This window comes from Photobacterium sp. HL06 (genome assembly GCF_059552575.1).
Map to the genome: position 1 here is coordinate 19,363 of NZ_CM183915.1, position 24,811 is coordinate 44,173.

Below are 24,811 nucleotides of genomic sequence, written 5' to 3' on the forward strand. Positions count from 1 at the left end.
GTTCTCTATGAAAACGAAAACCCTTTGTAAATGGAAATGCTTTTCTGTCGAGCAGGCAACACAAACCTTGCCTGATGGTCGGGATATTGAGTTTACGACCGTCAAACACCCTGGGGCTGTTGTTATTGTGCCAGTGACGGACAGCGGTGATTTAGTCATGGTCCACCAGTACCGTCCAGCCATTCAAAAATGGATCCTGGAGTTTCCGGCAGGTACGCTCGAAAACCAGGAAGAGATTCTCCCTTGTGCCAAAAGAGAACTGGCGGAAGAAGTTCAATTGCAGGCATCGCAATGGCAAGATCTTGGTGAATTACTGCCCGTACCTGGGTTCTGTGACGAAGTGCAATATCTCTTCCTGGCCAAAGGCCTATCAGAAAGTGATGGCGAATTAGATGATGATGAGATTATTGAAGTTGTCACGTTATCCATAGAAGAGTTTGAGGCAAAGGTGGCCAACAGTGAAATTCAAGATGCAAAGACTCTGTCCGCATTTTTGAAAGCGCGTATATTGAAGTTGCTCTAATTACCCTATTCCTACGCATACTTTGTTACCAATTAGGCGATACCGGGGAAACCAAAAGCTCGATATTCGATGCTGAATGTGGCATCTTGCCCCCTCGGTTAATGAGGACGGCTCTAATGGATAAATTATTTTCAGTATTGAATAAAGCCGTGGCGATTGTCGCCATGCTAATGTTTGTCGCTGGTGGCGGAATGGCGCTGTTTGCCATGTTTTATGGCAACTAGTATGGCAACTCGCTAATCGACTAAACTCACTAACGCCTGACAGACCGTATGTCAGGCGTTTTGCTACTAGAAGACGAGCTTGAGGGCTAACTACATTCTCATTCCACCGTCGACTTCCAACACTCTGCCAGTAAAATAATCATTCTCCAGGATATACTTAACAGCATGGGCGATTTCTCCTGCATCTCCCATTCGGCCAACCGGCACCATACTCTTCAACCGCTCAATGGCTTCTGGTTTTAGCTGATCAGCCATCGCTGTCTTAACAATACCAGGCGCAACGGCCGCAGCACGGATACCATAACGCCCTAACTCTTTAGCCCAACAGACCGCCATCGTTGCTACAGCGGCTTTTGACGCCGAATAGTTCGTTTGCCCGATATTCCCGGCCCTGGCTACACTCGATATATTAATGATGGCGCCCTTGCTATCCGATGCGATCATCCGAGACGCAGCTTCACGGCCACACAGAAATGTTCCTGTCACATTAACATTCATAACAGTATTGAATTGCTCCAGCGACATCTTACTCAGTACACCCTCTTTCAGTTTTACCAACAAACCATCACGAAGTACCCCTGCATTATTCACCAGGCCATTTAACTGGCCAAAATCATCAATAATCTGGGTAAAGACTTGCTCGACGTCGGCCTCGTTAGTGACATCGGCCTTGTATGTTAGCGCCTTGGCACTGAGCATTTGGCATTGTTCTTGGCTTTGCCTAAGGCCAACGTCATTAACATCAATAAGAGCTAGTTCAGCGCCAGCCTGCGCCAAAGTAACAGCCATCATTTGGCCCAGCCCCTGGCCAGCTCCGGTAATTGCGATTACAGATTGCTTCAGATCCATGTGTCTGCTCCCCCAAACAAGGTATTGCCCCAATCAACCTTTATCTTTATCGCGGTAAAACTCGAACATACTTGAAAAATCCAATAACTCATTACCTCTGGCATTATGAAACGCATAAAGGTTGCGGGCCAATGTTCCCATGGGAATAGCCGACTGACTATGTAAGGCCGCATCCATACCTAAACCAAGATCTTTTTGCATCAATTTACTCATGAAGCCCGGTTGGTAGGCATTACTGGCGGGTGCTTTATCCATTACTCCCGGACATGGGTTATATAGTTCCAGTGCCCAGTTGCGTCCCGAACTTTGTAACATGATGTCGGATAGCACTTTGGGGTCTAAACCATTATCAATACCTAGGCTTAGTGCTTCGCATGTACCAGACATCAGGATCCCCAGCATGAGGTTGTTGCAGATTTTGGCCATTTGCCCATCACCTGCTTTGCCTGCATGAAAGATGTTTTGCCCAACGTATTTAAGAATATTCCGGGCCTTCTCAAACCCTTTAGCGGTACCACCGACTATGAAAGTTAGTGTCGCGGCCTTCGCTCCTGCAACACCACCGGAGACAGGCGCATCAACAAAATCCAATCCCTTCTTTGCCGCTTCTGCAGCGACCAAGCGAGCAGATGCTGGGTCAATTGTTGAGGAGTCAATCAGAAAAGTGTTTTCACTAACAAGGTTAAGTAAACCAACCCCACCATGGTGATCCCCAAGATAAACGGCACGCACATGCTCACCGGCAGGAAGCATTGTGATGACTGTATCAGCACCTTTAACAACCTCTTCGGGCGATGAGGCAACATAAGCCCCTTCAGAGCCAAGCAACTTTGCTGCGTCGGTATTTAAATCAAAGACTCTAACGTTACAACCCGCTTGTAATAAGTTCTTAGCCATTGGGTTACCCATGTTACCCAATCCGATAAACGCAATGGTGTTCATGACAAATCTCCTATGTGGCAGACATTGATAATGGTTCTGATCACGACTGACGCTTGTTACCTAAATTAGCCAAAGGGTGTTCTTGTTCAGACCATAACGAAGTAAACAGTGAATCAATCACGCTCTGATCGACATCTTTAAGCGTTCTAAATCGCCAATCAGGCTGGCCGCATTTATCAATCAACCGGGCCCTGACCCCCTCTTCGAATTCACCCAACAGGCCGCTGCGAACTGAAAGCGTTAACTCCAGACGGAAACAGTCTTCCAATGATAGGTGCTGATACTGGGTAAGCTGCCTGAAGCAGATATTGGCGGTGATCGGGCTTCCTTCCCTCAACGTTCTTTTTGCCTGTTCTATCCAACGATCCATACCATCAATCGCATCAATCTGCTGACAAACTAACGCTAAGTTACTACTCCGGCAGGCCGTCTGAATTTGCGCAAAATATGGATTCAACTGGCTGGCAGGATGGTGAGGCTGGGAAGCACCTTCCAGGCTACTCAGCAACTCGGTAACCATAGCATGATAATTTTTCCCTCTTTGCCATTGGTTACCTTGTAACCTTTCAAAAACCTGTTGCTTTTGATCTGGCATCAGTACATGTTCTGTCAATTTTAAATCAAGAGCATCACTGGTATTGATTTGAGCACCGGTCAGCCCGAGGAAAAGTCCAATGCCTGAAGGAAGCTGATTAAGGAACCAGGTACCACCAACATCAGGATATAAACCAATGCTGATCTCTGGCATTGCTAAGCGGGAAGATGGCGTTGTCACACGATGGGAGGCACCAACATATAATCCAATACCGCCCCCCATAATGATCCCTTCCCCCCAGACAATTACAGGTTTGCTGTAGCGATGGATCAGATAATCGCAACTGTATTCAACAGTAAAATATTCGGTCAGAAACCTTTTAGCCTCATCTTCTGCTTGTCCTTTCTGCCTAGACGCAGCTTGCATCATTTGATGCATAGTGCGCACATCGCCCCCGGCACAGAATGCCTTTTCGCCAACACCATGTAGAAAAACACAGGCGATGTCCTCATCCATTTCCCACTCTTCCAACTGCACTTTCAGTTGTTTGAGCATATCCAATGTCAACGCATTGAGTGATGAAGGGTTATCTAACTCAGCAACACCGATTTTTCCCCCGCCGATACATTCCAGCTCACTAAAATTCACTTTGCCAACCATGCTATCTCCCACTCACTTCTCGCTTCTGAGATTATTTATTTTTCCACTGTGGAGGGCGCTTTTCCAAAAATGCCTTAACGCCTTCAGTTTGATCTTCGGTGTCAAATAACTGAATGAATAACTCCCGCTCTTTCATCAAACCATGCTTGAGTGGTGCTGTACGGCAGTTCTGAATTAATTTTTTACAGGCAGTAACTGAAGATGGAGATTGATTAGCAACAGATTGGGCCATTTTTAAGGCGACCTCTAACCCTTGTCCGGTCTTTGTAACCTCTTCAACCAAACCGATTTCAAGTGCTTGGGAGGCGCTTATCCGCTCTCCGCATAATATAATTCGTTTAGCCCAGCCTTCACCCACCAGCCAGGTCAGGTTCTGTGTCCCTCCGGCACAGGGCAACAAGCCGACCTTAGCTTCTGGCAATGCCATTTCTGCATCAGCCTCGGCAATTCGAATATCACATGCCAGTGCGACCTCAAGCCCGCCCCCCATGGCATAGCCATTAATTGCCGCAATGGATACTCCCCGAAACGCCGACAAGGTTTCAAATGCCTCACCAAAACTACGTGCCATATCAACAGCGACCGCTTTATCACCACTGGCAAATAATTTAAGATCTGCGCCTGCCGAAAAGAACTTTTCTCCTTGCCCGGTGATCACCAGGGCATACACATCTTTATTTGCGTTGAGGGTTTCGACTAACTGCTTGAGTTGACCAAGGCTCTCCGCTGTCCAGGTATTAGCTGGAGGATTGTTCATTGTTAGCACGGCAATATGATTAGATATCTCAATCAGAATAGCGTCACCATCCGACATAACCGTCTCCTATGTTTCTATTAAATAGCTGGCAATCGACCGTCAATCAAAGTAAGTCTGTCCCTTCAGCCAATACCCGGCGAGAAATAATCAGCCTCATGATTTCATTGGTTCCTTCCAAAATCTGATGGACACGCACATCTCGGAAATGCCGCTCCAGCGGGTACTCTTTTATGTAGCCATAGCCGCCATATAACTGCAGCGCTTCATCGCACACCTTGAAGCCAATATCTGTGGCAAAACGTTTCGCCATTGCGCAATATGCCGTCGCCTCAGGATCTTTACGGTCAAGCTTAGTGGCGGCATAACGAACCAGCTGCCTGGCTGCCACAAGCTCCGTTGCCATATCAGCCAACTTGAACTGAACTGATTGAAACTGAGACAGAGCTTTACCAAATTGCTTACGCTCAGAGACGTACTGCCTGGCTTGATCGAGCGCCTGCTGGGCGGTACCGATTGAACAGGTTGCAATGTTGATCCGCCCACCATCAAGGCCTTTCATTGCAAATTTGAAACCTTCGCCTTCACTGCCAAGTATATTTGTAGCTGGTACTTCTACGTTCTCAAATGTTACGGCGCGGGTTGGCTGGCTATTCCAGCCCATTTTGGGCTCTTTTCGTCCATAGCTAACCCCATCGGCGTCAGCTGGTACAATAAATGCGGATATACCACCAGCGCCAGTTGCCTTACTTCCAGGTCCTCCTGTTCTGGCCATCACCACCAGCACATCTGTCTCACCAGCACCAGATATAAATGCCTTAGCGCCGTTGAGAACATAATTGTCACCCTTTTTAACAGCACTGGTTATTAATGACGCCGCATCCGATCCTGCATTGGCCTCTGTCAGGCAATATGAAGCCAACCACTCACCGGTTAGTAGCTTAGGGCAGAAAAGCGCCTTCGCTTGCTCGGTAGCAAACGTTGCTATCATCCAGCCAACCATGTTGTGAATCGTCATAAAAGCGGTTGTTGAGGTACACCCCATGGCTAATTGCTCAAAAATGATTGAGGCATCTAATCGGCTAAGACCAAGACCACCTTGCTCTTGTGGGACATATAAGCTTAAAAAACCCAGCTCACCCGCCTCTCTTAATACATCTTTGGGGAATATTTGTTTTTCATCCCATTCCGCAGCCAGTGGCGCTAGTCGCTCACTAGCAAATTGGCGTGCCGTATCAGCGAAAGCCCGTTGATCTTCATTCAGCTCAAAATCCATCAGCAGCTCCCTTAACGTAAGTGAATCGTCAAGTTAGGTCCGGTTGGGATATCATCATCAAACCAGCGTGAGGTGATGGTCTTCGTTTCGGTGTAAAAACGTACTGCCTGCTTGCCATAGGCATGGAGATCACCGTAAAAACTCCCCCTCCAGCCAGTGAAAGAAAAGAAAGGCAGTGGTACCGGGATCGGAACATTAATGCCAACCTGACCGACCTGGATATCATGCTGATATTTTCGTGCCGCCGCACCACACGCTGTAAAGATAGATGTCCCATTTCCATAAGGGTTGGCGTTTACCAGGGCAATGGCGTCTTCAAGAGTCTCCACCTCAACACAGATCAGCACAGGACCGAATATTTCCTGCTTGTAGATCGACATATCAGTCTTCACACCACTAAATAGCGTTGGCCCCACCCAATTCCCATCGGGGTAACCTTCAACGTCACAGTGGCTACCATCCAATTCACAGACTGCACCTTGCTCTTTACCTTCTCTAATCAGACGTAACACCCGATCTTTGGCCTTTTGGCTGATCAACGGACCATACCCGGCAGCTTCATCATCCCAAGCACCAGGACGCACCTTCGCCATCGCCACTTTTAACTCAGGGATCCACTCCTTTGCACCGTCAACAAGCACCGCAACCGAAATCGCCATGCATCGCTGACCGGCAGCCCCAACCGATGAACCCACCAAGTTATTAATCACTTGCTCCTTGTTGGCATCCGGCATGACGACCATATGATTTTTGGCCCCTGCAAACGCCTGCACCCGCTTCAGGTGATGAGTACCCGTCTGGTAAATATAACGAGCAACAGGCACCGAGCCGACAAAGGAAACAGTTCGAATATGGGGATGGGCAAGCAGGTAGTCCACCTGCTCTCTCTGGCCATGGACAATTTGAAGCACCCCCTTGGGTGCACCGGCCTGCTCAAACAGTTCAGCCAGTCGAATGGAAGTCAGCGGCACCTGATCTGACGGTTTCAATACAAAGGTATTACCTGCCGCGATGGCCAATGGAAACATCCACAACGGGATCATAGCCGGGAAGTTAAATGGGGTGATCCCGCTACAGACACCCAAGGGTTGTAAAATAGAATAGGTATCGATGTCAGTCGCCACATTCTCGACAGTTTCGCCCATCATGAGGCTGGCGATATTGGCTGCCTGTTCAACAACTTCGATCCCCCGCCATACATCCCCTTTGGCATCAGCAAATATTTTCCCGGTTTCGCTGGAAAGCAAGGTGGCTATCTCGTCATGGTGCGTTTTCAGCAAATGCTGATAGTTCAGCATCAACCTTGCACGCTCTGGAACCGGGACTTCTTTCCAGGACTTAAACGCCTCATAGGCGCTGGAAACGGCCTCTTCAATTTCATCCTCTGTCGCGCAAGGCAACTTAGCAATAACGGTATTATGCGCGGGATTGGTTACATCCAGCCATTGCAAGGATTGCGACTGGCGGAATTCACCATCGATATACAAAGGAACATGTTGGTTCATGGTTGCTCCTCAGGGCGTTATCACCCTTGTAATAAATAATTAAGAACAGGTAATAAAGGCGTATCGCTATACAAAACTTGGCCGTTGAAATTAACCAGGGACTTCAATCGCCACCGCCGTTGCTTCGCCGCCACCAATACACAGGGAGGCAATCCCTTTTAGAGTGCGAGGATCAGCCGCTTCTTGCTGCTTTTGTTTCAAAGCGTGGATCAGCGTTACGAGAATTCTTGCCCCGCTTGCTCCAATCGGATGACCAAGCGCACAGGCCCCACCATGAATATTGACCTTCGCAGCATCCAGTTCCAGCTCCTGGACCGCGATTTGGGTGACAATGGCAAACGCTTCATTGATTTCCCACAGGTCGACATCATCGACAGACCACTCTAGTTCAGACAGAAGCTGGCGTATCACATGGACAGGTGCGGTGGTAAATTCAGCGGGAATACGGGCATGCGTGGCATGACCTTTAATAACGGCAAGCGGGGTAAAACCCTGTTGCTTGGCAACATCCGCCTCCATGAGCAACAATGCAGCCGCCCCATCGGAAATAGAACTGGAATTTGCTGCCGTTACAGTGCCGTCTTGGGCAAATGCGGGTTTAAGGGTGGGAATTTTCTCAATCGTAATTTCGCCCGGATGCTCATCTTGGGCAAACAATGACACCCCTCGCTTGGTTTCCTGACTTACTGGAATAATTTCCTTGTCAAAAGCATGTTGCTGCTGCGCATCGACGGCGCGTTTTACCGACATCGCTGCCCACTGATCCATCTGCTCGCGAGAAAAGCTTAACTTATCCGCAATCTGCTGAGCATAAACACCCATTAAATGCCCTTCGTAGGCATCCTGGAGACCATCGAGAAACATATGATCATAGGTAGTACTGTGCCCAAGCCGCATCCCTCGTCGGGCGTCTTTTTGCAAATATGGCGCATTGGTCATGCTCTCCATGCCACCAGCAATAACGGCCTTAGCACTACCGGCCCGAATTAGATCGCTTGATAGCATAACGGACTTCATGCCAGAGCCGCACACTTTGTTTATGGTGGTACAACCGACCGAATAAGGTAACCCTGCACCCAATGCAGCCTGCCTTGCCGGAGCCTGGCCACAGCCTGCTGGCAAAACGCATCCCATAAAGACTTCATCAATTTGCGCTGGAGAAATCTCTGCATCTTCCAATACACCGCGAATAGCAAACTGGCCAAGTTCGGGTGCTGATAAAGAAGAAAATTGCCCCTGAAAACTTCCCAGCGCTGTACGGCGGGCAGCAACAATCCAAACGTTTTTTTCCATTACTTCGCCCTCTCTGAAGACAGCAATAACAGTTAAAACTGACGCTCTTTTATGGCTAACGGAGTCGATTCAATTTCTTGACGTTTACGTAAGCATAGCACTAACATTTACGTAAACGTTAAGAAACAGATTATTCACACTCGCAATTTTGCATGGTGAGAGTACGTACAGCATTCTTGCCGGAAGTAGCCGCAGACTGGTGACAACTTATCAGATGCGACTTGTTGCTGGGCTTCACTACCATGTGAACCCGCACCTGGAGGATATCTAAGGTGGAGACGTTCAAGATCAGTGAGTTGGCAAAAGAGTTCGACATCACGACCCGAAGCATTCGGTTTTATGAAGATGTCGGCCTGTTACACCCATCAAGAAATGGGAATACCCGTATTTATAAACACCGAGACAAAACCAGGCTCAAACTGATTTTAAGAGGCAAACGACTCGGTTTCTCATTGGCAGAAATCCGTGAATTATTTGAGCTCTATGACACCAATCAAAGCCACACTCAACTTAACGAAATGCTAAGGATCATTGACAGCAAGCAAGCCATTCTACAGCGCCAATTAGATGATATCGGTGCGGTAATGAATGAACTAAAGATTGCCAAAGCACGTTGCCAGCAAGCGCTGAACAATTAGCAGCGCGCTAAATAGCCTGCACCAGGCTATTAGCAACACAGAAGTTCATCACAACTTGGTTTAACCCGGAGATGTTATGAAAGATCTGTTCACCCCCTTTAATTTTGGCCTTGGCGAAACCCTCGATATGCTGCGTGAGCAAGTCAATAACTTTGCCACCGAAGCTATCGCCCCGCTTGCCGCCCAAGCCGATCAAGACAATCAATTTCCCAACCAGCTCTGGACACTTATGGGTGAAATGGGCCTGCTCGGGGTCACTGTCAGCGAAGAGTATGGTGGCGCGGATATGGGCTACCTTGCCCACGTTATCGCCATGGAGGAAATCAGTCGGGCATCCGCTTCTGTAGGCTTGAGCTACGGTGCGCATTCCAACCTGTGTGTCAATCAGATATACCGCAATGGTACAGCTGGACAAAAAGCCAAATATCTACCACAGCTAATTTCAGGCAACCATATTGGAGCGTTGGCAATGAGCGAGCCCAATGCGGGATCTGATGTTGTCAGTATGCAGCTAAAAGCCGAACGCCAAGGTGAAAGCTTTATCCTCAATGGCAACAAAATGTGGATCACCAACGGGCCTGATGCCCATACCTTTGTGGTTTACGCCAAAACAGAACCAGAGGCCGGATCACACGGTATTTCTGCCTTCATTGTAGAGCGAGACTTCGAAGGTTTCAGCCACGCCCAAAAACTCGACAAACTTGGCATGCGAGGCTCAAGCACCTGTGAGCTGGTATTCAACAACTGTGAAGTCCCGGCAGAGAACTTACTCGGGGAACTGAACAAAGGCGTAAACGTACTAATGAGCGGGTTAGATTATGAGCGGGTCGTCCTGGCCGCCGGGCCATTAGGGATCATGCGAGCCTGCCTTGATCTTGTCGTTCCCTACATCCATGACCGAAAGCAATTCGGACAACCGATCGGTGAATTTCAGCTGGTCCAGGCCAAAGTGGCTGATATGTACACCCGAACCAATGCTGCACGCGCGTATGTTTATGCAGTAGCAGCCGCTTGTGATCGCGGAGAAGCCACCCGCAAAGATGCTGCGGGTGCCATCCTCTACAGCGCCGAACTGGCGACGCAATTGGCGTTAGATACCATTCAGCTACTTGGTGGTAACGGCTACATCAATGAGTTTCCTGCAGGACGTCTCCTAAGAGATGCCAAATTATATGAAATTGGCGCTGGGACCTCAGAAATTCGTCGGATGCTGATCGGAAGGGAATTATTTACAGAATCTAAATAAGGACGATGCTAGATGGCTGTTATTCAAACCCATGTTCATGTCAATGAGCCCCAGTTCAAACTCAATCAGCAAAACATGGCCGAACTGATCGATGAGCTCCATACCCATGTTCACCATATCTTACAAGGTGGCGGGGAGAAGGCCATCGCTCGGCAAAAAGAAAAAGGGAAATTACCGGTCAGGGAAAGAATTGATACCGTACTCGACCCGGGAAGCCCATTTCTCGAAGTCGGCCAGTTTGCCGCCTGGCAAGTCTATGATGAAGATATCCCCTGTGCGGGTGTCGTGGCCGGGATCGGCCGAGTAGAAGGGATTGAGTGCATGGTTATCGCCAATGACCCTTCGGTAAAAGGCGGGACTTACTATCCACTAACAGTTAAGAAGCATCTTAGGGCGCAAGAGATAGCAGAACGCTGCCACCTTCCTTGTATTTACCTGGTTGATTCAGGGGGTGCCAACCTGCCCCATCAGGCTGAGGTTTTTCCAGACCGCGATCATTTTGGCCGAATATTCTTCAACCAGGCTCGCATGTCAGCCAAAGGGATCCCGCAAATCGCTGTCGTTCTTGGGCTGTGCACGGCTGGAGGGGCTTATGTCCCCGCAATGGCCGATGTTTCGATAATTGTTAAACAGCAAGGTACCATTTTTCTGGCTGGTCCTCCTCTTGTAAAAGCTGCAACAGGAGAAGTCGTCACAGCCGAAGACCTAGGTGGCGCAGAGGTACACTGTAAAACATCCGGGGTCGCTGACTATTTTGCCCAGGATGAACACCACGCCCTTGAGCTAACTCGGCAAGCAATCGCCAGTTGCCACCTTGAAGTACAACCTGAGCCTCAAGAGCAAATCCTACCTCCGCGCTACTCCGTCGACGATCTCTATGGCATTGCCGGTCCCGATTTACGCAAACCTATCGATATCAAAGAGGTGATTGCCCGCCTTGTCGATGACTCCGATTTCGACGAGTTTAAAGCCTTATATGGAGACACGCTCGTCTGCGGCTTTGCCCGTTTGTACGGGCATCCGATAGGCATCGTTGCCAATAACGGTATTTTGTTTTCAGAGTCAGCCCAGAAAGGTGCCCACTTCATTGAGCTTTGTGCCAAAAGAAAAATACCCTTGCTGTTCCTGCAGAACATTACCGGCTTTATGGTCGGTAAAAAGTATGAGTCGGAAGGTATTGCCAAACACGGGGCAAAAATGGTGATGGCAGTTGCCTGTGCCGATGTGCCTAAATTTACCGTAATAATTGGCGGCTCATACGGCGCCGGAAATTATGGTATGTGCGGACGAGCCTATAACCCAACCATGATGTGGATGTGGCCCAATGCCCGAATTTCAGTCATGGGCGGAGAACAGGCAGCAGGCGTGATGGCCCAGGTAACCCGTGATATCAAAGAACGCAAGGGCCAGTCATGGACAGATGAGGAAGAAACAGCCTTCAAGCAGCCAATCCGTGACTTATATGAAGATCAAGGCTCGCCCTACTATGCCAGTGCAAGGCTTTGGGATGACGGTATTATCGATCCGAGACAAACACGAGATGTGGTTGGCTTAGCCTTGTCGGCTTCGCTAAGAGCGCCTATTCCAGAGAGCCAATTTGGTATATTCCGGATGTGATTTCCGAAGGAGCTATAACGATGAGCAAGCACCAGCATAGAGCCAGCCATACCGTTCACCATGTAGAGAACCTACATGCAGAGCCTAATGCCGATATTTTGTGCTCGATAACCAAGGCGGGTATTGCCACCGTAACACTGAACCGGGCCAACAAACGTAACGCATTCGATGCCAGTCTCATTCATACCCTGCTTGGCTACCTCTATCAGCTCAAACGACGTGAAGATATCCGAGTGCTGGTGCTAAATGCTAATGGGAAGCACTTTTCAGCGGGTGCCGATCTTAACTGGATGAAATCAATGACAGGCAAAACCGTTGAAGAGAACCACACAGATGCACTCCAATTGGCAAACCTGCTGTTTGAACTCGACAACTTCCCTACTCCAACCATCGTCAATGTCCAGGGAAGCGCATTTGGTGGAGCCCTTGGATTGATCTGCTGCTGTGATATTGCTATCGCGACGACAGATGCCCAGTTTTGCCTCAGCGAAGTGAGGTTAGGCTTGATCCCTGCGACCATCGGTCCCTATGTTTGCCGCACTATCGGCCAGCGGCAGGCACGGCGCTATATGCTAACAGCCGAACGTTTTGACGCAATCACTGCGCAGCAGATAAGTATTATTCATGAAGTAGAAAATACTGAAGCTGAAGCAAAAAAAATTCTCTCTCTCCTTATTACTCAAATACTAAGCAATAGCCCCCAAGCCCTAACGCAAGCAAAATCATTATGCCAACTATGCGACAACCAGAAGATTGACTCTGAGCTAAAACAAAAAACCAGTACATTGATTGCAGATATACGGGTCTCACCAGAAGGACAGGAAGGGCTAGAGGCTTTTTTTGCCAAACGGCCGCCAGCATGGAGCACAACACATGAGTAAGTTTACCGATAAAACAGTGGTCCCTCTCACAGCTGACAGCGCAGCCCGGCTCGATAATTCAGCCGCTTCAACAACATCAATAACCCGTTTGCTCATCGCAAACCGGGGCGAAATTGCCTGCAGGATCATTGATACAGCCAAGAGAATGGGGATAGAAACCATAGCCGTCTACTCTGAAGTTGATCGACAGGCAAAACATGTCCAGATAGCCGATCATGCCGTCATGATTGGTTCAGCACCTGCACTTGATTCTTACCTCAACAGTTCACGGATTATCGAAGCAGCACTAACGCTATCAGCAGATGCTATTCACCCAGGGTATGGGTTTTTATCAGAGAATGCAGCGTTTGCCGAAACCTGCCTCAAAAATGACATAATCTTTATCGGCCCTTCTGCTACTGCCATGCAATTGATGAGCTCAAAATCAGAAGCAAAAATCATTATGGAGCAGGCCCAGGTTCCGTTAATCCCCGGCTATCATGGCAACGACAATACGGTTGAAACATTAGCGGCTACTGCCCGTGAGATTGGCTACCCTATTCTGCTCAAAGCTGCATTAGGTGGTGGTGGCAAAGGAATGCGGATAGTCAATGCAGCACATGAAATGGCTGAAGCAATTGCCAGCGCCAAGCGTGAAGCACGCTCGGCATTTGGGGATGATCTACTGCTCATTGAAAAATACCTGGTTAGCCCTAGACATATCGAGGTACAGATCTTTGCTGATCATTTTGGGAATACTATCTATCTGTCTGACCGAGATTGCTCTATTCAACGTCGGCATCAGAAAATTGTCGAAGAAGCACCTGCTCCCGACTTGCCTGATAAACTGCGGCAAAAAATGGGCCAAGCAGCGGTAGATGCCGCTAAAGCCATCGGCTATATCGGTGCGGGTACCGTCGAGTTCCTGCTCGATGAATCGGGTAAATTTTACTTTATGGAAATGAACACCCGGCTCCAGGTCGAACACCCGGTCACTGAACTCATCACCGGGCAAGATCTGGTGGAATGGCAGATTAATGTTGCTAAAGGAAAAGCTTTGCCACTTCGCCAAAAACAAATCAAACATCATGGACATGCCATTGAAACGCGGATCTACGCAGAAGATCCTAAACAAGATTTTCTGCCAGCATCTGGGGGTATACAGTTTCTTAAAGAGCCCCGGCAGCAAGATGGTACAACGAAGATCAGGGTTGATTCAGGCATCCAGCAGGGTGACACCGTCACCTCGCATTATGATCCTATGCTGTCAAAACTCATTGTATGGTCTAAAGACAGAGAGTTGGCTATCAATTCGCTCTCTCAAGCTTTAGCCCGCTACCAGTTAGTCGGCCTTGCAACCAACATCGACTACCTACAGAAAATCATCTGCCACCCCGCATTTAAAATGGCGAAAATTGATACCCACTTTATTGAAAGGCATCAAGCTGAACTCGATGAAGATACATCACCGACCCATTCTTTAGAGCCTTTTGGCGCGGACCACAAGCTAACAATACCAAAACTAGCACTATTTGCTGCTATCACTGCCGTTCATCTAGACGGCACACTCTGTAACTGGCGATTGAACCAGCTACCTTATCAGGATGTGCCTGTCAAAAATAACCAAGGTGATCGCTATCGGTTTCGGTTCCATTTACCTTTAGTAACGAATCAATTAGCCGATATTCATTCGAATGACACCAGAAAGGTCGCATTAACCCAAATTGAAATAAACAATCACTCTTATGATCTTACCCATCAAGTTTTCCATTTACTCTCTGTTCAAAGCAATGAAAGCACCTGTGATTTTCAGATTGAGATTAACGGCGTACGAGAAAACTTCACTGAAATCGATAGCCAGGAAATCAAGCACATTTACTACCAGACTTGGCACGATACTTTTCTTACTAGCAGCAACACTCAACATCTTCAGACGACGCAAGACAACGACAATCAAGCTCTAGCACCACTCAATGGCATCGTTACTGCCCTACACTGTAAACCGGGTGACGTTGTCCACAAAGACCAACCACTGCTAATCATTGAAGCGATGAAGATGGAGTACACCGTAAGAGCACCCCAAGATGGCACACTTTCAGATGTACTATTTGCGATTGGCGATCAGGTTGAGCATGGTGAACAATTAGTGCGTATTGAGACAAACACATGAGCATCCATCGTTCATTGGTATAACACTCTCAAAGCATCGCACTCACCGAATACCAGTATTTATCATCTGTTAAGACCTACGTGGAGACACTGATGGCAAATTTACCCAAGCAAGTCACAATTGTTGAAGTGGGCGCCAGAGACGGGCTGCAAAATGAAAATCATGTCAATACCATTGATAAAGTTAACTTTATCAACCAGCTATCACAAACAGGACTCAAGCACATCGAAGCAGGTTCATTTGTCTCCCCTAAATGGGTACCACAAATGGCCGACTCCCAATCTGTAATGACCCAAATACACAGAGCTTCAGGAGTAACCTATTCAGCACTTACTCCTAACCTAAGAGGCTTTGAACATGCCATTCAATCAGGGGCCGACCAAGTTGCGATATTTGGCTCAGCCTCAGAAGGCTTTAGCCAACACAACATCAACTGCTCCGTCGCTGAAAGTATAAAGCGATTTGAGCCCCTGATGTTATTAGCCCAGCAATACAACATTCCCGTACGGGGATACCTGTCATGTGTCGCCGACTGTCCATATGATGGTCCAACACCTCCTGAAAAAGTCGCATCGGTCGCGAGTGAACTAATTAATCTCGGTTGCTACGAGATCTCTTTGGGAGACACCATTGGTACCGGGACTCCACTGCGTATCGCAAAAATGCTGGAAGCAGTTAGCCGAAAAATCTCTGTTAATCAATTAGCAGTGCATTTCCATGACACTTGGGGACAGGCCCTTACCAATATTTACCAAGCACTCAATATGGGAGTAAGTATTATCGACAGTAGCACAGCAGGCTTGGGGGGCTGTCCGTATGCAGCAGGTGCAAGTGGGAATGTAGCAACAGAAGATGTCATCTACCTTTGTCAGGGATTGGGCATTGAAACCGGCATTGATTTAGAAAAAGTTGCCGAGGCCGGATGGGAAATATGTCATCAGTTGAATAAACCCCCCACATCAAGAGTCTCTCTAGCCATCAAAGCTCGTCAGCAGCGTGTGTGCAAGTAGAAAAAAGACGACAGTTACTTCGATCAGCGCAACCATCGTCAAACTACGAGGAGGTGAATGAATCAACGTTTGATAGCCAAGGAGAAGGCATGCGATCAGGAATTACTGCTCAGACCTTAAAAACCGTTGCTCAGCTTCAAGTTCACTCGCTGCCCGCCAGATCTTTTGCTCCCTTGCTTGTAGCTTTTCAAAATTATTAGTGATCCCTTCAACACTAAGCTCATCCATTGGGCCTATGTATTGCTCAGCATAACCGGCAAATAGAGATCTAAATTCCTCTATCGTGGGCAGGCAGTTATGATCTTCTTCAAAATCTTCAAAAATACCATTTATAGTCAATGATATATCCCTTTTAATTCCATCAAAGTCCGAACTATCCATTGTGTTTTACTCCGTAAATAATCCTGTACTCCAATGTACAGATTCACAAATCAAATAAAGTGTAGTTGATAAATTCTTAACTAATAAAATTTTTACTATTTATAAGAATAAATCCTAAACAAAGTGTAAAATTATGTTTCCAAACAAGTTTACTTATCTTCAATGTAATAACCGACTTAATATTAACCACAAAAATTTTGATTTTTTAGAAAGGTATCTCATTTTAAAGTGGTAAATTTCACTATAGCCAACCCCGGGCAAGGTGAACTACACTTAAACCATCCTAAAATCATAACCTTATTAATAACGATAAGCGGTAAGGAGCAGAGGAAGTGATTAGTCAATTACATCATTACCACTCCTTTAATTACATTAAATTAAAAAATGACATAACTGTTGCATTGAAATGCTCATCATTTATTGTCGCTATCTTGTTATCTCATGATTTGGCAGCAGACCCGTTGTCGGAGGATCCCGTATCGCAGAAGGAAACAGATAGCAACTCTGAACAAGTGCAAGAAGACTCTATCCAATCATGGATAGATGATACTCAGTTATCCATTTCTGATAGTATTCATGAATATGGAACAACATTCGACCATTTCATCGGAAAAGAAGAGAGCGAACAACCAATTAGCAATCGAAGCTATTTACGGCTTCGTTTCAAGAGCCGATATTCGCATCGAGAGCATTTTGATCCTGATGCCAATGTCTACCTTAAACTAGATTTACCTCACACCAAAAAAAACTGGAAACTGATACTCGAAACGGATCCGGACGATTTTGACCGGCTAGAAGATAAAGAACGGGGGATCAGTAACAATAGCGATAGCAGCCTGAGCGGTGCTGTGGGAGGTGTACGTCTACAAGGCAAACAACTTGGCGAATGGAAAACGAACTTTGACTTGGGATTAAAACTAAAGCTCCCCCTGGATCCATTTACCCGCGCCGATCTTACCCGAGTGGATCGGCTTAGTTATAACTGGACCAGCCGTCTTAAACAGGAGATATTCTACTACGATTCAAAAGGACCAGGTACTGTGTCTTCGCTGAATTTTTACTATGCCAGGCAAGAAAATCCAACAACAATACTTAAGGTCAGCTCTAATCTACAATATCTTGATAGCGATAATAACTGGGAGTTTGTCCAGCAGGCAGAAATATTTGATCGTACTGATGAGAATAATCTCTTTCAATACTCTATTGGGATTAGTACGGATTCGAGACCAACTTACTCAATTACTAACTCATGGGTTTCTCTTGGTTGGAAACATCGTTTATATAAACAGTGGTTATATCTATCAGTCACACCTGAGCTTGATTTTCAAGATAAATTTAATTACAAAATCAACCCCGGAATCATGGTTGAACTAGAATTATTCTTCAGTTCTGAAGGTGGCATAGATAGATTAAAACGGAAAATTCCATCCCCTTAGCTAAATACTTGAGCGAAACCAATAAAACCTATTAATTCAAAGATATATTTACCCCAATCGTAATAGAATAAGCCGATAAGTCATCAAGTCCAACTAAGGTACTGGCTTCTGCATATCCGTTCCAATCTTGATTAAATGCGCCAGAAAGCCCCAGATGTAGTCGGCCATATACCGAATCATTAGTATCAACAATTATTGGCAAAACAGTTCCAGAATGATCCGATTTTAGCTGGCTAATGATCCGTTCAGATCCACTGTCAATATCATAGTGTACATAGCCTCTGACATAAGGTTGGAAAATACCGAAACTTGAGCGTAAAGGGTGAGATATGCTTACACCCGCAATCACCATCGTTGACTCCAGATTATTAATATTATCAACCTTCGAAATAAGGTAATTTGAATTACCTTTTGATGGACGCTCAGCATATCGATCTGTATCAGAAAGTGTATATTGAATGGAGCTTTCAAAGGCAATGTTTAAATAGTTGTAATCAACAACATACCCCCCACCTAATGAAAAAACCCAAATATCTGAATCAGCCTCATTCGAGCTATTTATAACATTATCACTGTAATGGGAAATACGGCGTTCTATATCTGTATCCATCAGTGCATAACTAGCAGTAAAATCAACATACCAGTCATTACGGAAGTAGCTGAAATACCCCGAAGCTACCAAGCCATCAACACCGCTATCGGTACTCTCATCGTCAACCTCATCAAACGGTAACCCAAGCGCTAAACCAAACAGATAATGGTCATTATATAAATAATCACCGCCTAACGTTACCGAGTAGCCATCCTGCTCTTGATTGCGTTCATTGATAAACACCGAGCTTTCATTATTCGATGCATATGAATCCATGCGAAAATAGGCTCCTAACCTAGAGTAATTCTGCTCACCCAAATAACCATCTTGATAGAGGGTTAACTCTGAATATTGATGATTGAACGCGGAAGGTTGAGCCTTATGTTTAGCTGCTGAACGCATATTATTCGCGCGCAACGCCATACCATTCATATTCAAACTTTGGGATGAATAAAGGGATGCTTGACTAGTTTCACTAAGACTTGGTTTGTCGCCTCGAATATCACTCGCAAGCAGCATTAAATCGGAGACAGCCTGATAGACTTCATCAGAGACTCGACTCGTCATAGACTTTTGTTGATTATTATCCTGAGCATAAACCGCTTGGTGGTTCAACATTGCACCGATCACCAATACTGGCGCAACCAGCGACACATGCTTTGCAGACATATCCATACCGCCCCCAAAAATTACACACCATTACAGCTAAATAATTAAAATAATGAATAGTAATGGATGACATAACACAGTATAGGAAGTTAGGTGGTGGCATTTTGTCGCAATATTAATCACATTGACTAATTTTTCAGGCAAAAAATTCCACAAGTGAAAAGGTTCGCTTGGCAGAGTCATAGCCTCTGTTATTTATTTGATGTAATGAGCTTTTTTGCCTGTTCTATAGCTAGCTTCTAATTATTATCTGTGGCAATATTTGAAGTTAATATCATATGATTATGTATAAAATCAGTCAGTTGATTTTCTGCCAAATTCTTATTTCACTATAGCCACTTTCTTTTGAGCAATACGCGCATGCCTGATAGCCAAGCCCCGTCACATAAAGTTCAACTAGGCAAAGCCCTTTACTTTGACTGCTCAACCAAGCAACTCTCAACCGAGAAACAAACCATCGACCTGAACCGGGCAGAGAGAGAAGTGCTGTATAGCCTTGTAACCAATGCTCCTCGCATGGTATTGAAGGCTGATTTACTCCAAGCTGGTTGGGTGAGAAAAGAAGTTTCCCCAACATCACTGTTTCAGACTATAAGAAACCTGCGTATTAAGCTGAAAGAAGAAGAAAAAGGGCAAATCATCGAATTAGTCCCGAAGTTAGGCTATAGGATCATTGTTACACCCTATGTAGAACCTGCTTTTACCGAAAGTGATAATGAAGCTGAAAAAGTAAAACCACGGAAAAAATCCAAGCGCAGGATATTTTTTGCTTTATTCGTGCTAACTGCCGTTATACTGGCCAGTCTTTATCATCATTATCAAGCTAAGCGTTTCTATCATAAAATCATCAGCGATGATGATAACAATACAGTGGTACTCCTATCTGAACAAGAAGACGATCTGGCCTATCTTCTAACTTACAGCGATCAATACATAACCCCGAAAGATATTCGGAATAAGCTATTTTTTATTGGAAAATCAAAAGAATACTATTCAATAGCATTCTGCGACAAGACAAGTCAAAACTACTGTGATCCTGAAACTGCTCGCGCGGTCACCTTTAAACATTTCGACCTTAGCTCATTCTGGCCACTACTTACCGAAGAGTCGATGGCTATCGGCTCCATGTCTGTTTATAAAGGTGATACAAAAATAAAAGCTTCCGCGAAATCATACAACTTGTATCTTGAGAACGGTAAAATCTCCCCTAACCTATCTCAGTACTTCGTCCACAAAAAGGAACAAGACACTTGGACATTCACCGGGATAAGCTACCGGATGAATAAAGATAAGACGGAATTTGTTGCAATCTCATTCAAAGGCGGTCAATTCACTTTAAAAAACACATCGTTAGAGCCATTTATCGCAATGAGCAAGACAACACCAGAGTACTTCTATTGGATTAATTCACAAGAAGAGCTCACTAAAATGGGCATTAAGCTTCCTGGCGAAGTTAAAAACTATGAAAATAGCCTGTACAAGAAAGCCGTGGGTTATAGCAATTACATGCTCTATCGGCAACGAGGGCTCTTTCTTTGGTATTCTCCCGAGGTCGGTTTTTACTGGTTCAGCAAGCAAGGGTATGAAGACTCGAATTTCACTGAGTTTTTCCAATTTGCTAAATGCAAAGACTTTCTTCAGCTCAACCTAGATCCAGAATGTAACTAGCTTCTAGCTACCTGCAACTCCGGCCCTTCCAAGCCGGAGTAAACCCTGTTAAATCGATTCAGCTATACTTTCCGATACACCAAGCTCTTCAGCCTTAATAACAATGAAGTGTGAGTATCAAATGAATCAATATACATTTTCTCTCGTCGCTCTTTCACTACTATCATCGCCTCTCTATGCCAGCCAATTCGACGCTGCAGCCGATGACGTATGCCATTGCTTGGAAGCTCCTTACCAGCAAGCTGAAAAGGCTTTAGCACTTGTCGGTGAAGCTAAAAAATCAGGCGATATGTCTCAAATATTAGCTTCACAAGATGAAATGATGAAAGTGATGAATACCGCACAGCTATGTATGGAACAACTGACTAAGAAGTACCCTGATATCAGTGCCGATGAAACACAGCAACAGGAAGTCATGCGTATCGTTGATGAAAAATGCCCTAATCCTCTCAACCAGCATACAACCACTCCTGCGAGTTAATCATTAACTGTCTGGTATATTTAGGAAAAGCGCTAGCTATTGCCTTTTTATTGATTCTTGTTAAATTAATGTAAAAACAACTATTGGAAAGTGGCGATGAATAGTATCAAACAAGGATTGTTTACCTTATTCCTCAACTTACAGTCTTTCTTTAACTTAGCCTATCCGTTAATGCTTGGCCTAAGCCTTCTCGGTACAACCATAGGTGTTCTCTTAATGGTGACCCCATCCGCAGTACAAAACTCCAGTCACCTAATAAGCCTGGGCTTCACTTTAATCGGCACCTATCTAGTGTTACTTAAAAAGTACTACCCGCATATTCTAGCTTGGGCTGACACACGAAAAAGTCAGGTTATCTGCCATATCAGAGGCGGATAAATTGCGCGGTTAAAGGTTTTCTAGGTTTTGGAGGTGGGAAGTTAAGATAGAAAATGACATTTACACAGATTGTAAAAGAAAGCTCGTTTGAGCTCTCTTTCTTTTGACTATGTACGGTATAGAACCTTGATAATATGGTAACCAAACTTGGTTTTTACCGGGCCAATTGGCTCTAGTACCTTGCCCGTGAATACCGCTTTATCAAACGCAGGCACCATTGCGCCTTTACGAAATTCACCCAAGTCACCGCCGCGTTTACCTGATGGGCATGTTGAGTATTTCTTCGCAAGAGTCTGGAATTTAGCCCCTTTCTTCAATTGCTTCAGAATGTCATCGGCTTGTTCTTTGTGCTTCACCAGGATGTGAAGCGCTGCTGCTGTAGAGGCCATGATAGCTAACCTAATATAACGAAAAATAAATCGTTGAAAGTGTGCGACAAATCACTTTAAGTAGCAAGTATTAATATCATCTCCATTAATACGGCAGCTATAAAAAATGCCAGCCGATTAAGCGGCTGGCATTTAAGGTCTTTTCCAAAATCTCTATTACTGAGTCTTAAAGATCTGGGCTGTTTCCAGGTTCGTCATCTGACGAATTTGACGCCAGACGAAGTAGAAAATACCCATCATCATCACCATCGAAGGGATGGCAATCATTGGGTAGCTCATCAGCGTCATCTTACCCAGTTCTTCGTTAAAGGCTTGTGATCCCGACGGGCTAGTCACAATCATCGTCGCAAGAACGTAATTCATTACTGACGAAAATACGAATGTCGCCGAAAACAGGAAATTGGACTTAACCAAGCATCGCTCAAAAGCCTGTTGTTTGCCGTTCTCACCGAGCTTCTCTTTGATCAGTGACAGGTTCAGAACCGTATCATTGAACAACATTTTGCTAACGACCGGATACTTAGTAAATGTCGAGATAAATACACCCAAACCAATCAGGCCAGGAATAAGAGCTTCCTTCACTGCTAGCCACTTGGCATCAAGTTCTAATAAACCTATACCGCCAGTTAGTAGCACACTGACAAAGCCAAGCAACGAAATGAAGTTAAATTTCTTATACTTAATTAACTCGTAGCCACCAAAAACAATCGGGAATGCTAAAGCGACAACTAACGCGCCAACTGAACCTAAATGTTCCTCACCACTCAGTTTCATGAGGACAACAGATGGGACAACGACGTTGAAAATCAAATCAGTAAATGGGTTCGCTTTTTTTTCTGTCATAATCTCTTCAAACGTTACCTAAAAGTTAATGCCTGCCCATTGTTCCGTGATTTTCTGCTGGTGTAAAGAGTGTTGCAGTTACAAACCGTAAAATATCGGTATCTATGCGTAGACTCTACCATGAAGACGCCTTTGAAAATCATTGGTTATCAATCGCCAAATGTCCTAATTAGTATTGATAAGCAGAAAATTTAACTCCCCTACACCATACCATCCTGCAAATTCACTCAACCTCTCCCATACTCTATCAACAAACCTATGATTTACATTGTAACTGTCGCGCAGAAACACTGAGCAGGAGTCAAACAATGACCAAGCCGCTTATCGCAAATAACCACCCAATAAGAGTCAGTCTAGAGAAAGGTAAGGAATACTACTTCTGTAAATGTGGCCGCTCATCTAATCAGCCATTTTGTGATGGCTCACATATCGGAACTGGCCTAACCCCACAGGCCTTTAAAGCCGAACAAGATAGCGAAGAGTACTTATGTGCCTGCAAACATACCGGTAATGCCCCTTTCTGCGACGGCACCCATAAACAATTTACCGATGCAGATGTCGGTAAAGAAGGCCCAGGCTTTACAACAACGAAACATTCCATGCCTGTTGCCTCTGCGACCAAAGAAGAGCCGACAGTGGCATTCATCCACCAGTTAGCGCGGGAGGGACTGTCTCAGATGGGGCATCATGGGCCAATGACAGCCATGGGCGTCCCTCGCTATCAGCTACCAGATTGGAATGACATCCAGGTTATGGTGGCTCAAATGGCAGCAAAGCCTCTACTAGAAAATGCCAACGTTGGTAAAGAGCTGGTGATCGGCCCCAAAGCTAAACGTCCCCTGGTACTGGATATCCCCCTGCTAATCTCTGACATGAGCTACGGTGCTCTGTCTGAAGAAGCGAAGACTGCATTAGCTATGGGGGCTGAGCTGGCAGGCACGGGGATATGTTCAGGTGAAGGAGGTATGCTGGCAGAAGAACAACAGGCAAACAGCCGCTATTTCTATGAGCTTGCCAGTGCCAAATTCGGCTATCACGAAGCTTTGCTGAAAAAAGTACAAGCCTTTCACTTCAAGGGCGGGCAAGGTGCCAAAACCGGAACAGGAGGCCATTTACCTGCCGCAAAGAATACTGGAAAGATTGCCAAGACACGTTGCCTGAAAGAAGGGACCGACGCGATCTCCCCTCCGACATTTACCGATTTGAAAACTGTTGGTGACTTCGCTGAATTTGCGGATAACGTGCGTGAAATTACCGGCGGGATCCCTATTGGATTCAAGCTTAGTGCAAACCATATAGAGAGGGATATGGGGTTTGCCCTTGAAGTCGGCGCCGACTATATCATTCTTGACGGCCGCGGCGGTGGGACTGGTGCCGCACCACAAATTTTCCGTGATCATATCAGTGTACCGACAATTCCCGCCCTAGCACGGGCACGGTATTTCCTCGATAAACAAGGTATGTCTGATCAAATCACACTCATTATTACAGGTGGCCTTCGCGTCCCCACCGACTTCGTAAAAGCAATGGCTTTAGGCGCTGACGGGATTGCCATCGCCAATAGTGCGATGCAGTCAATTGGTTGTGTTGCGGCCCGTATTTGTAACACCAACAACTGCCCTGCAGGCATTGCGACCCAGAAGAAAGATCTACGTCAAAAGCTCAATCCAGAAAAGGCAGCCAAACAACTCGCCAATTTCTTGATGGCTTCGACAGAACTGATGCAGGTTATGGCAAGGGCCTGTGGACATTCTCACCTAAACCAGTTCAACAAAGACGACTTAGCCACCTGGCATCATGACATGGCCCGCCTGGCTGGTATCGAGTATTCAGGTTTTAAACAGCGTGACTGATGAACATGAATCTACGACT

At 45.9% G+C, this 24,811-nt stretch carries 23 protein-coding genes; 12 read left to right on the forward strand and 11 right to left on the reverse strand.

Annotated features, from left to right (window positions below; genetic code table 11):
• Nucleotides 1-7: 7 nt before the first annotated feature.
• On the forward strand, nt 8-523 hold the full coding sequence (locus AC51G0_RS18660) for an NUDIX hydrolase (protein WP_496303151.1): 516 nt from the start codon (nt 8-10) through the stop codon (nt 521-523).
• Between the two features lie 116 nt (nt 524-639).
• Complete coding sequence (locus tag AC51G0_RS18665; protein WP_496303152.1) at nt 640-747, forward strand: 3-ketoacyl-ACP reductase; 108 nt, start codon at nt 640-642, stop codon at nt 745-747.
• A 90-nt stretch (nt 748-837) separates the two neighbouring features.
• On the opposite strand, the gene AC51G0_RS18670 is transcribed toward AC51G0_RS18665, so the two are convergent.
• The 7 genes from AC51G0_RS18670 to AC51G0_RS18700 all read right to left on the reverse strand — a co-directional run bounded on the left by AC51G0_RS18670 (nt 838) and on the right by AC51G0_RS18700 (nt 8,561).
• The gene (locus tag AC51G0_RS18670; protein ID WP_496303153.1) at nt 838-1,596 is read right to left on the reverse strand and encodes an SDR family oxidoreductase; all 759 of its coding nucleotides are present in this window, start codon (nt 1,594-1,596) and stop codon (nt 838-840) included.
• A gap of 33 nt (nt 1,597-1,629) precedes the next feature.
• A complete protein-coding gene (gene mmsB, locus AC51G0_RS18675; RefSeq protein WP_496303154.1) occupies nt 1,630-2,538 on the reverse strand; it encodes a 3-hydroxyisobutyrate dehydrogenase in 909 nt (302 codons plus the stop codon).
• A gap of 40 nt (nt 2,539-2,578) precedes the next feature.
• Nucleotides 2,579-3,733 carry an enoyl-CoA hydratase/isomerase family protein gene (locus AC51G0_RS18680; RefSeq protein ID WP_496303155.1) on the reverse strand — a complete coding sequence of 385 codons (1,155 nt, stop codon included), beginning with the start codon at nt 3,731-3,733 and terminating at the stop codon, nt 2,579-2,581.
• Between the two features lie 31 nt (nt 3,734-3,764).
• Nucleotides 3,765-4,547 (reverse strand): enoyl-CoA hydratase, encoded by a 783-nt coding sequence (locus tag AC51G0_RS18685; RefSeq protein ID WP_496303156.1) that lies wholly within the window; start codon nt 4,545-4,547, stop codon nt 3,765-3,767.
• Nucleotides 4,548-4,593: 46 nt separating this feature from the next.
• A complete protein-coding gene (locus AC51G0_RS18690) occupies nt 4,594-5,763 on the reverse strand; it encodes an acyl-CoA dehydrogenase family protein (RefSeq protein WP_496303157.1) in 1,170 nt (389 codons plus the stop codon).
• An 11-nt stretch (nt 5,764-5,774) separates the two neighbouring features.
• Nucleotides 5,775-7,268 (reverse strand): CoA-acylating methylmalonate-semialdehyde dehydrogenase, encoded by a 1,494-nt coding sequence (locus AC51G0_RS18695; RefSeq protein WP_496303158.1) that lies wholly within the window; start codon nt 7,266-7,268, stop codon nt 5,775-5,777.
• 90 nt (nt 7,269-7,358) lie between these two features.
• Nucleotides 7,359-8,561, reverse strand: coding sequence for a thiolase family protein (locus tag AC51G0_RS18700; RefSeq protein WP_496303159.1), 1,203 nt, complete (start codon nt 8,559-8,561; stop codon nt 7,359-7,361).
• A 272-nt stretch (nt 8,562-8,833) separates the two neighbouring features.
• On the opposite strand from AC51G0_RS18700, the gene AC51G0_RS18705 reads away from it, so the two are divergent.
• The 6 genes from AC51G0_RS18705 to AC51G0_RS18730 all read left to right on the forward strand — a co-directional run bounded on the left by AC51G0_RS18705 (nt 8,834) and on the right by AC51G0_RS18730 (nt 16,102).
• A complete protein-coding gene (locus AC51G0_RS18705) occupies nt 8,834-9,199 on the forward strand; it encodes a MerR family transcriptional regulator (protein WP_496303160.1) in 366 nt (121 codons plus the stop codon).
• Between the two features lie 76 nt (nt 9,200-9,275).
• The gene (locus tag AC51G0_RS18710) at nt 9,276-10,445 is read left to right on the forward strand and encodes an isovaleryl-CoA dehydrogenase (RefSeq protein ID WP_496303161.1); all 1,170 of its coding nucleotides are present in this window, start codon (nt 9,276-9,278) and stop codon (nt 10,443-10,445) included.
• A gap of 12 nt (nt 10,446-10,457) precedes the next feature.
• Nucleotides 10,458-12,062 (forward strand): carboxyl transferase domain-containing protein, encoded by a 1,605-nt coding sequence (locus tag AC51G0_RS18715; RefSeq protein ID WP_496303162.1) that lies wholly within the window; start codon nt 10,458-10,460, stop codon nt 12,060-12,062.
• A 20-nt stretch (nt 12,063-12,082) separates the two neighbouring features.
• Complete coding sequence (locus tag AC51G0_RS18720; protein WP_496303163.1) at nt 12,083-12,943, forward strand: enoyl-CoA hydratase-related protein; 861 nt, start codon at nt 12,083-12,085, stop codon at nt 12,941-12,943.
• Nucleotides 12,936-15,092 carry an acetyl/propionyl/methylcrotonyl-CoA carboxylase subunit alpha gene (locus AC51G0_RS18725; RefSeq protein ID WP_496303164.1) on the forward strand — a complete coding sequence of 719 codons (2,157 nt, stop codon included), beginning with the start codon at nt 12,936-12,938 and terminating at the stop codon, nt 15,090-15,092. The genes AC51G0_RS18720 and AC51G0_RS18725 overlap by 8 nt, the downstream gene beginning before the upstream one ends.
• Nucleotides 15,093-15,184: 92 nt before the next feature.
• Nucleotides 15,185-16,102, forward strand: a complete 918-nt coding sequence (locus AC51G0_RS18730) for a hydroxymethylglutaryl-CoA lyase (RefSeq protein ID WP_496303165.1) — start codon at nt 15,185-15,187, stop codon at nt 16,100-16,102.
• 102 nt (nt 16,103-16,204) lie between these two features.
• Here the strand turns inward: AC51G0_RS18730 and AC51G0_RS18735 are convergent, their stop codons facing one another.
• Entirely contained in the window at nt 16,205-16,483 is a 279-nt protein-coding gene (locus tag AC51G0_RS18735) for a hypothetical protein (protein ID WP_496303166.1), read from the reverse strand.
• A 332-nt stretch (nt 16,484-16,815) separates the two neighbouring features.
• Here AC51G0_RS18735 and AC51G0_RS18740 point away from each other — a divergent pair, with 332 nt between their 5' ends.
• Nucleotides 16,816-17,919, forward strand: coding sequence for a hypothetical protein (locus tag AC51G0_RS18740; RefSeq protein WP_496303167.1), 1,104 nt, complete (start codon nt 16,816-16,818; stop codon nt 17,917-17,919).
• Nucleotides 17,920-17,950: 31 nt separating this feature from the next.
• On the opposite strand, the gene AC51G0_RS18745 is transcribed toward AC51G0_RS18740, so the two are convergent.
• On the reverse strand, nt 17,951-19,186 hold the full coding sequence (locus AC51G0_RS18745) for an autotransporter domain-containing protein (protein ID WP_496303168.1): 1,236 nt from the start codon (nt 19,184-19,186) through the stop codon (nt 17,951-17,953).
• A gap of 354 nt (nt 19,187-19,540) precedes the next feature.
• Here AC51G0_RS18745 and AC51G0_RS18750 point away from each other — a divergent pair, with 354 nt between their 5' ends.
• Together AC51G0_RS18750 and AC51G0_RS18755 are read left to right on the forward strand one after the other, a co-directional pair.
• Nucleotides 19,541-20,848 (forward strand): winged helix-turn-helix domain-containing protein, encoded by a 1,308-nt coding sequence (locus AC51G0_RS18750; RefSeq protein ID WP_496303169.1) that lies wholly within the window; start codon nt 19,541-19,543, stop codon nt 20,846-20,848.
• 121 nt (nt 20,849-20,969) lie between these two features.
• Complete coding sequence (locus tag AC51G0_RS18755; protein WP_496303170.1) at nt 20,970-21,329, forward strand: hypothetical protein; 360 nt, start codon at nt 20,970-20,972, stop codon at nt 21,327-21,329.
• Nucleotides 21,330-21,814: 485 nt separating this feature from the next.
• Here AC51G0_RS18755 and ppiC read toward each other — a convergent pair whose 3' ends face one another.
• Nucleotides 21,815-22,096: a peptidylprolyl isomerase PpiC gene (ppiC, locus tag AC51G0_RS18760; protein WP_007465584.1), complete on the reverse strand. Its 282-nt coding sequence runs from the start codon at nt 22,094-22,096 to the stop codon at nt 21,815-21,817.
• A 156-nt stretch (nt 22,097-22,252) separates the two neighbouring features.
• Entirely contained in the window at nt 22,253-22,939 is a 687-nt protein-coding gene (locus tag AC51G0_RS18765) for a VC0807 family protein (RefSeq protein WP_496303171.1), read from the reverse strand.
• A gap of 308 nt (nt 22,940-23,247) precedes the next feature.
• Between AC51G0_RS18765 and AC51G0_RS18770 the strand changes: the two genes are divergently transcribed.
• Nucleotides 23,248-24,792, forward strand: a complete 1,545-nt coding sequence (locus tag AC51G0_RS18770; protein ID WP_496303172.1) for a glutamate synthase-related protein — start codon at nt 23,248-23,250, stop codon at nt 24,790-24,792.
• The last annotated feature ends 19 nt before the right edge of the window (nt 24,793-24,811 follow it).

Coding starts and splice junctions, on each gene's coding strand:
- AC51G0_RS18660 (WP_496303151.1), top strand. CDS start 8: ATGAAAACGAAAACCCTTTGTAAATGGAAATGCTTTTCTGTCGAGCAG.
- AC51G0_RS18665 (WP_496303152.1), top strand. CDS start 640: ATGGATAAATTATTTTCAGTATTGAATAAAGCCGTGGCGATTGTCGCC.
- AC51G0_RS18670 (WP_496303153.1), bottom strand. CDS start 1,596: ATGGATCTGAAGCAATCTGTAATCGCAATTACCGGAGCTGGCCAGGGG.
- mmsB (WP_496303154.1), bottom strand. CDS start 2,538: ATGAACACCATTGCGTTTATCGGATTGGGTAACATGGGTAACCCAATG.
- AC51G0_RS18680 (WP_496303155.1), bottom strand. CDS start 3,733: ATGGTTGGCAAAGTGAATTTTAGTGAGCTGGAATGTATCGGCGGGGGA.
- AC51G0_RS18685 (WP_496303156.1), bottom strand. CDS start 4,547: ATGTCGGATGGTGACGCTATTCTGATTGAGATATCTAATCATATTGCC.
- AC51G0_RS18690 (WP_496303157.1), bottom strand. CDS start 5,763: ATGGATTTTGAGCTGAATGAAGATCAACGGGCTTTCGCTGATACGGCA.
- AC51G0_RS18695 (WP_496303158.1), bottom strand. CDS start 7,268: ATGAACCAACATGTTCCTTTGTATATCGATGGTGAATTCCGCCAGTCG.
- AC51G0_RS18700 (WP_496303159.1), bottom strand. CDS start 8,561: ATGGAAAAAAACGTTTGGATTGTTGCTGCCCGCCGTACAGCGCTGGGA.
- AC51G0_RS18710 (WP_496303161.1), top strand. CDS start 9,276: ATGAAAGATCTGTTCACCCCCTTTAATTTTGGCCTTGGCGAAACCCTC.
- AC51G0_RS18715 (WP_496303162.1), top strand. CDS start 10,458: ATGGCTGTTATTCAAACCCATGTTCATGTCAATGAGCCCCAGTTCAAA.
- AC51G0_RS18720 (WP_496303163.1), top strand. CDS start 12,083: ATGAGCAAGCACCAGCATAGAGCCAGCCATACCGTTCACCATGTAGAG.
- AC51G0_RS18725 (WP_496303164.1), top strand. CDS start 12,936: ATGAGTAAGTTTACCGATAAAACAGTGGTCCCTCTCACAGCTGACAGC.
- AC51G0_RS18730 (WP_496303165.1), top strand. CDS start 15,185: ATGGCAAATTTACCCAAGCAAGTCACAATTGTTGAAGTGGGCGCCAGA.
- AC51G0_RS18735 (WP_496303166.1), bottom strand. CDS start 16,483: ATGGATAGTTCGGACTTTGATGGAATTAAAAGGGATATATCATTGACT.
- AC51G0_RS18745 (WP_496303168.1), bottom strand. CDS start 19,186: ATGGATATGTCTGCAAAGCATGTGTCGCTGGTTGCGCCAGTATTGGTG.
- AC51G0_RS18750 (WP_496303169.1), top strand. CDS start 19,541: ATGCCTGATAGCCAAGCCCCGTCACATAAAGTTCAACTAGGCAAAGCC.
- AC51G0_RS18755 (WP_496303170.1), top strand. CDS start 20,970: ATGAATCAATATACATTTTCTCTCGTCGCTCTTTCACTACTATCATCG.
- ppiC (WP_007465584.1), bottom strand. CDS start 22,096: ATGGCCTCTACAGCAGCAGCGCTTCACATCCTGGTGAAGCACAAAGAA.
- AC51G0_RS18765 (WP_496303171.1), bottom strand. CDS start 22,939: ATGACAGAAAAAAAAGCGAACCCATTTACTGATTTGATTTTCAACGTC.
- AC51G0_RS18770 (WP_496303172.1), top strand. CDS start 23,248: ATGACCAAGCCGCTTATCGCAAATAACCACCCAATAAGAGTCAGTCTA.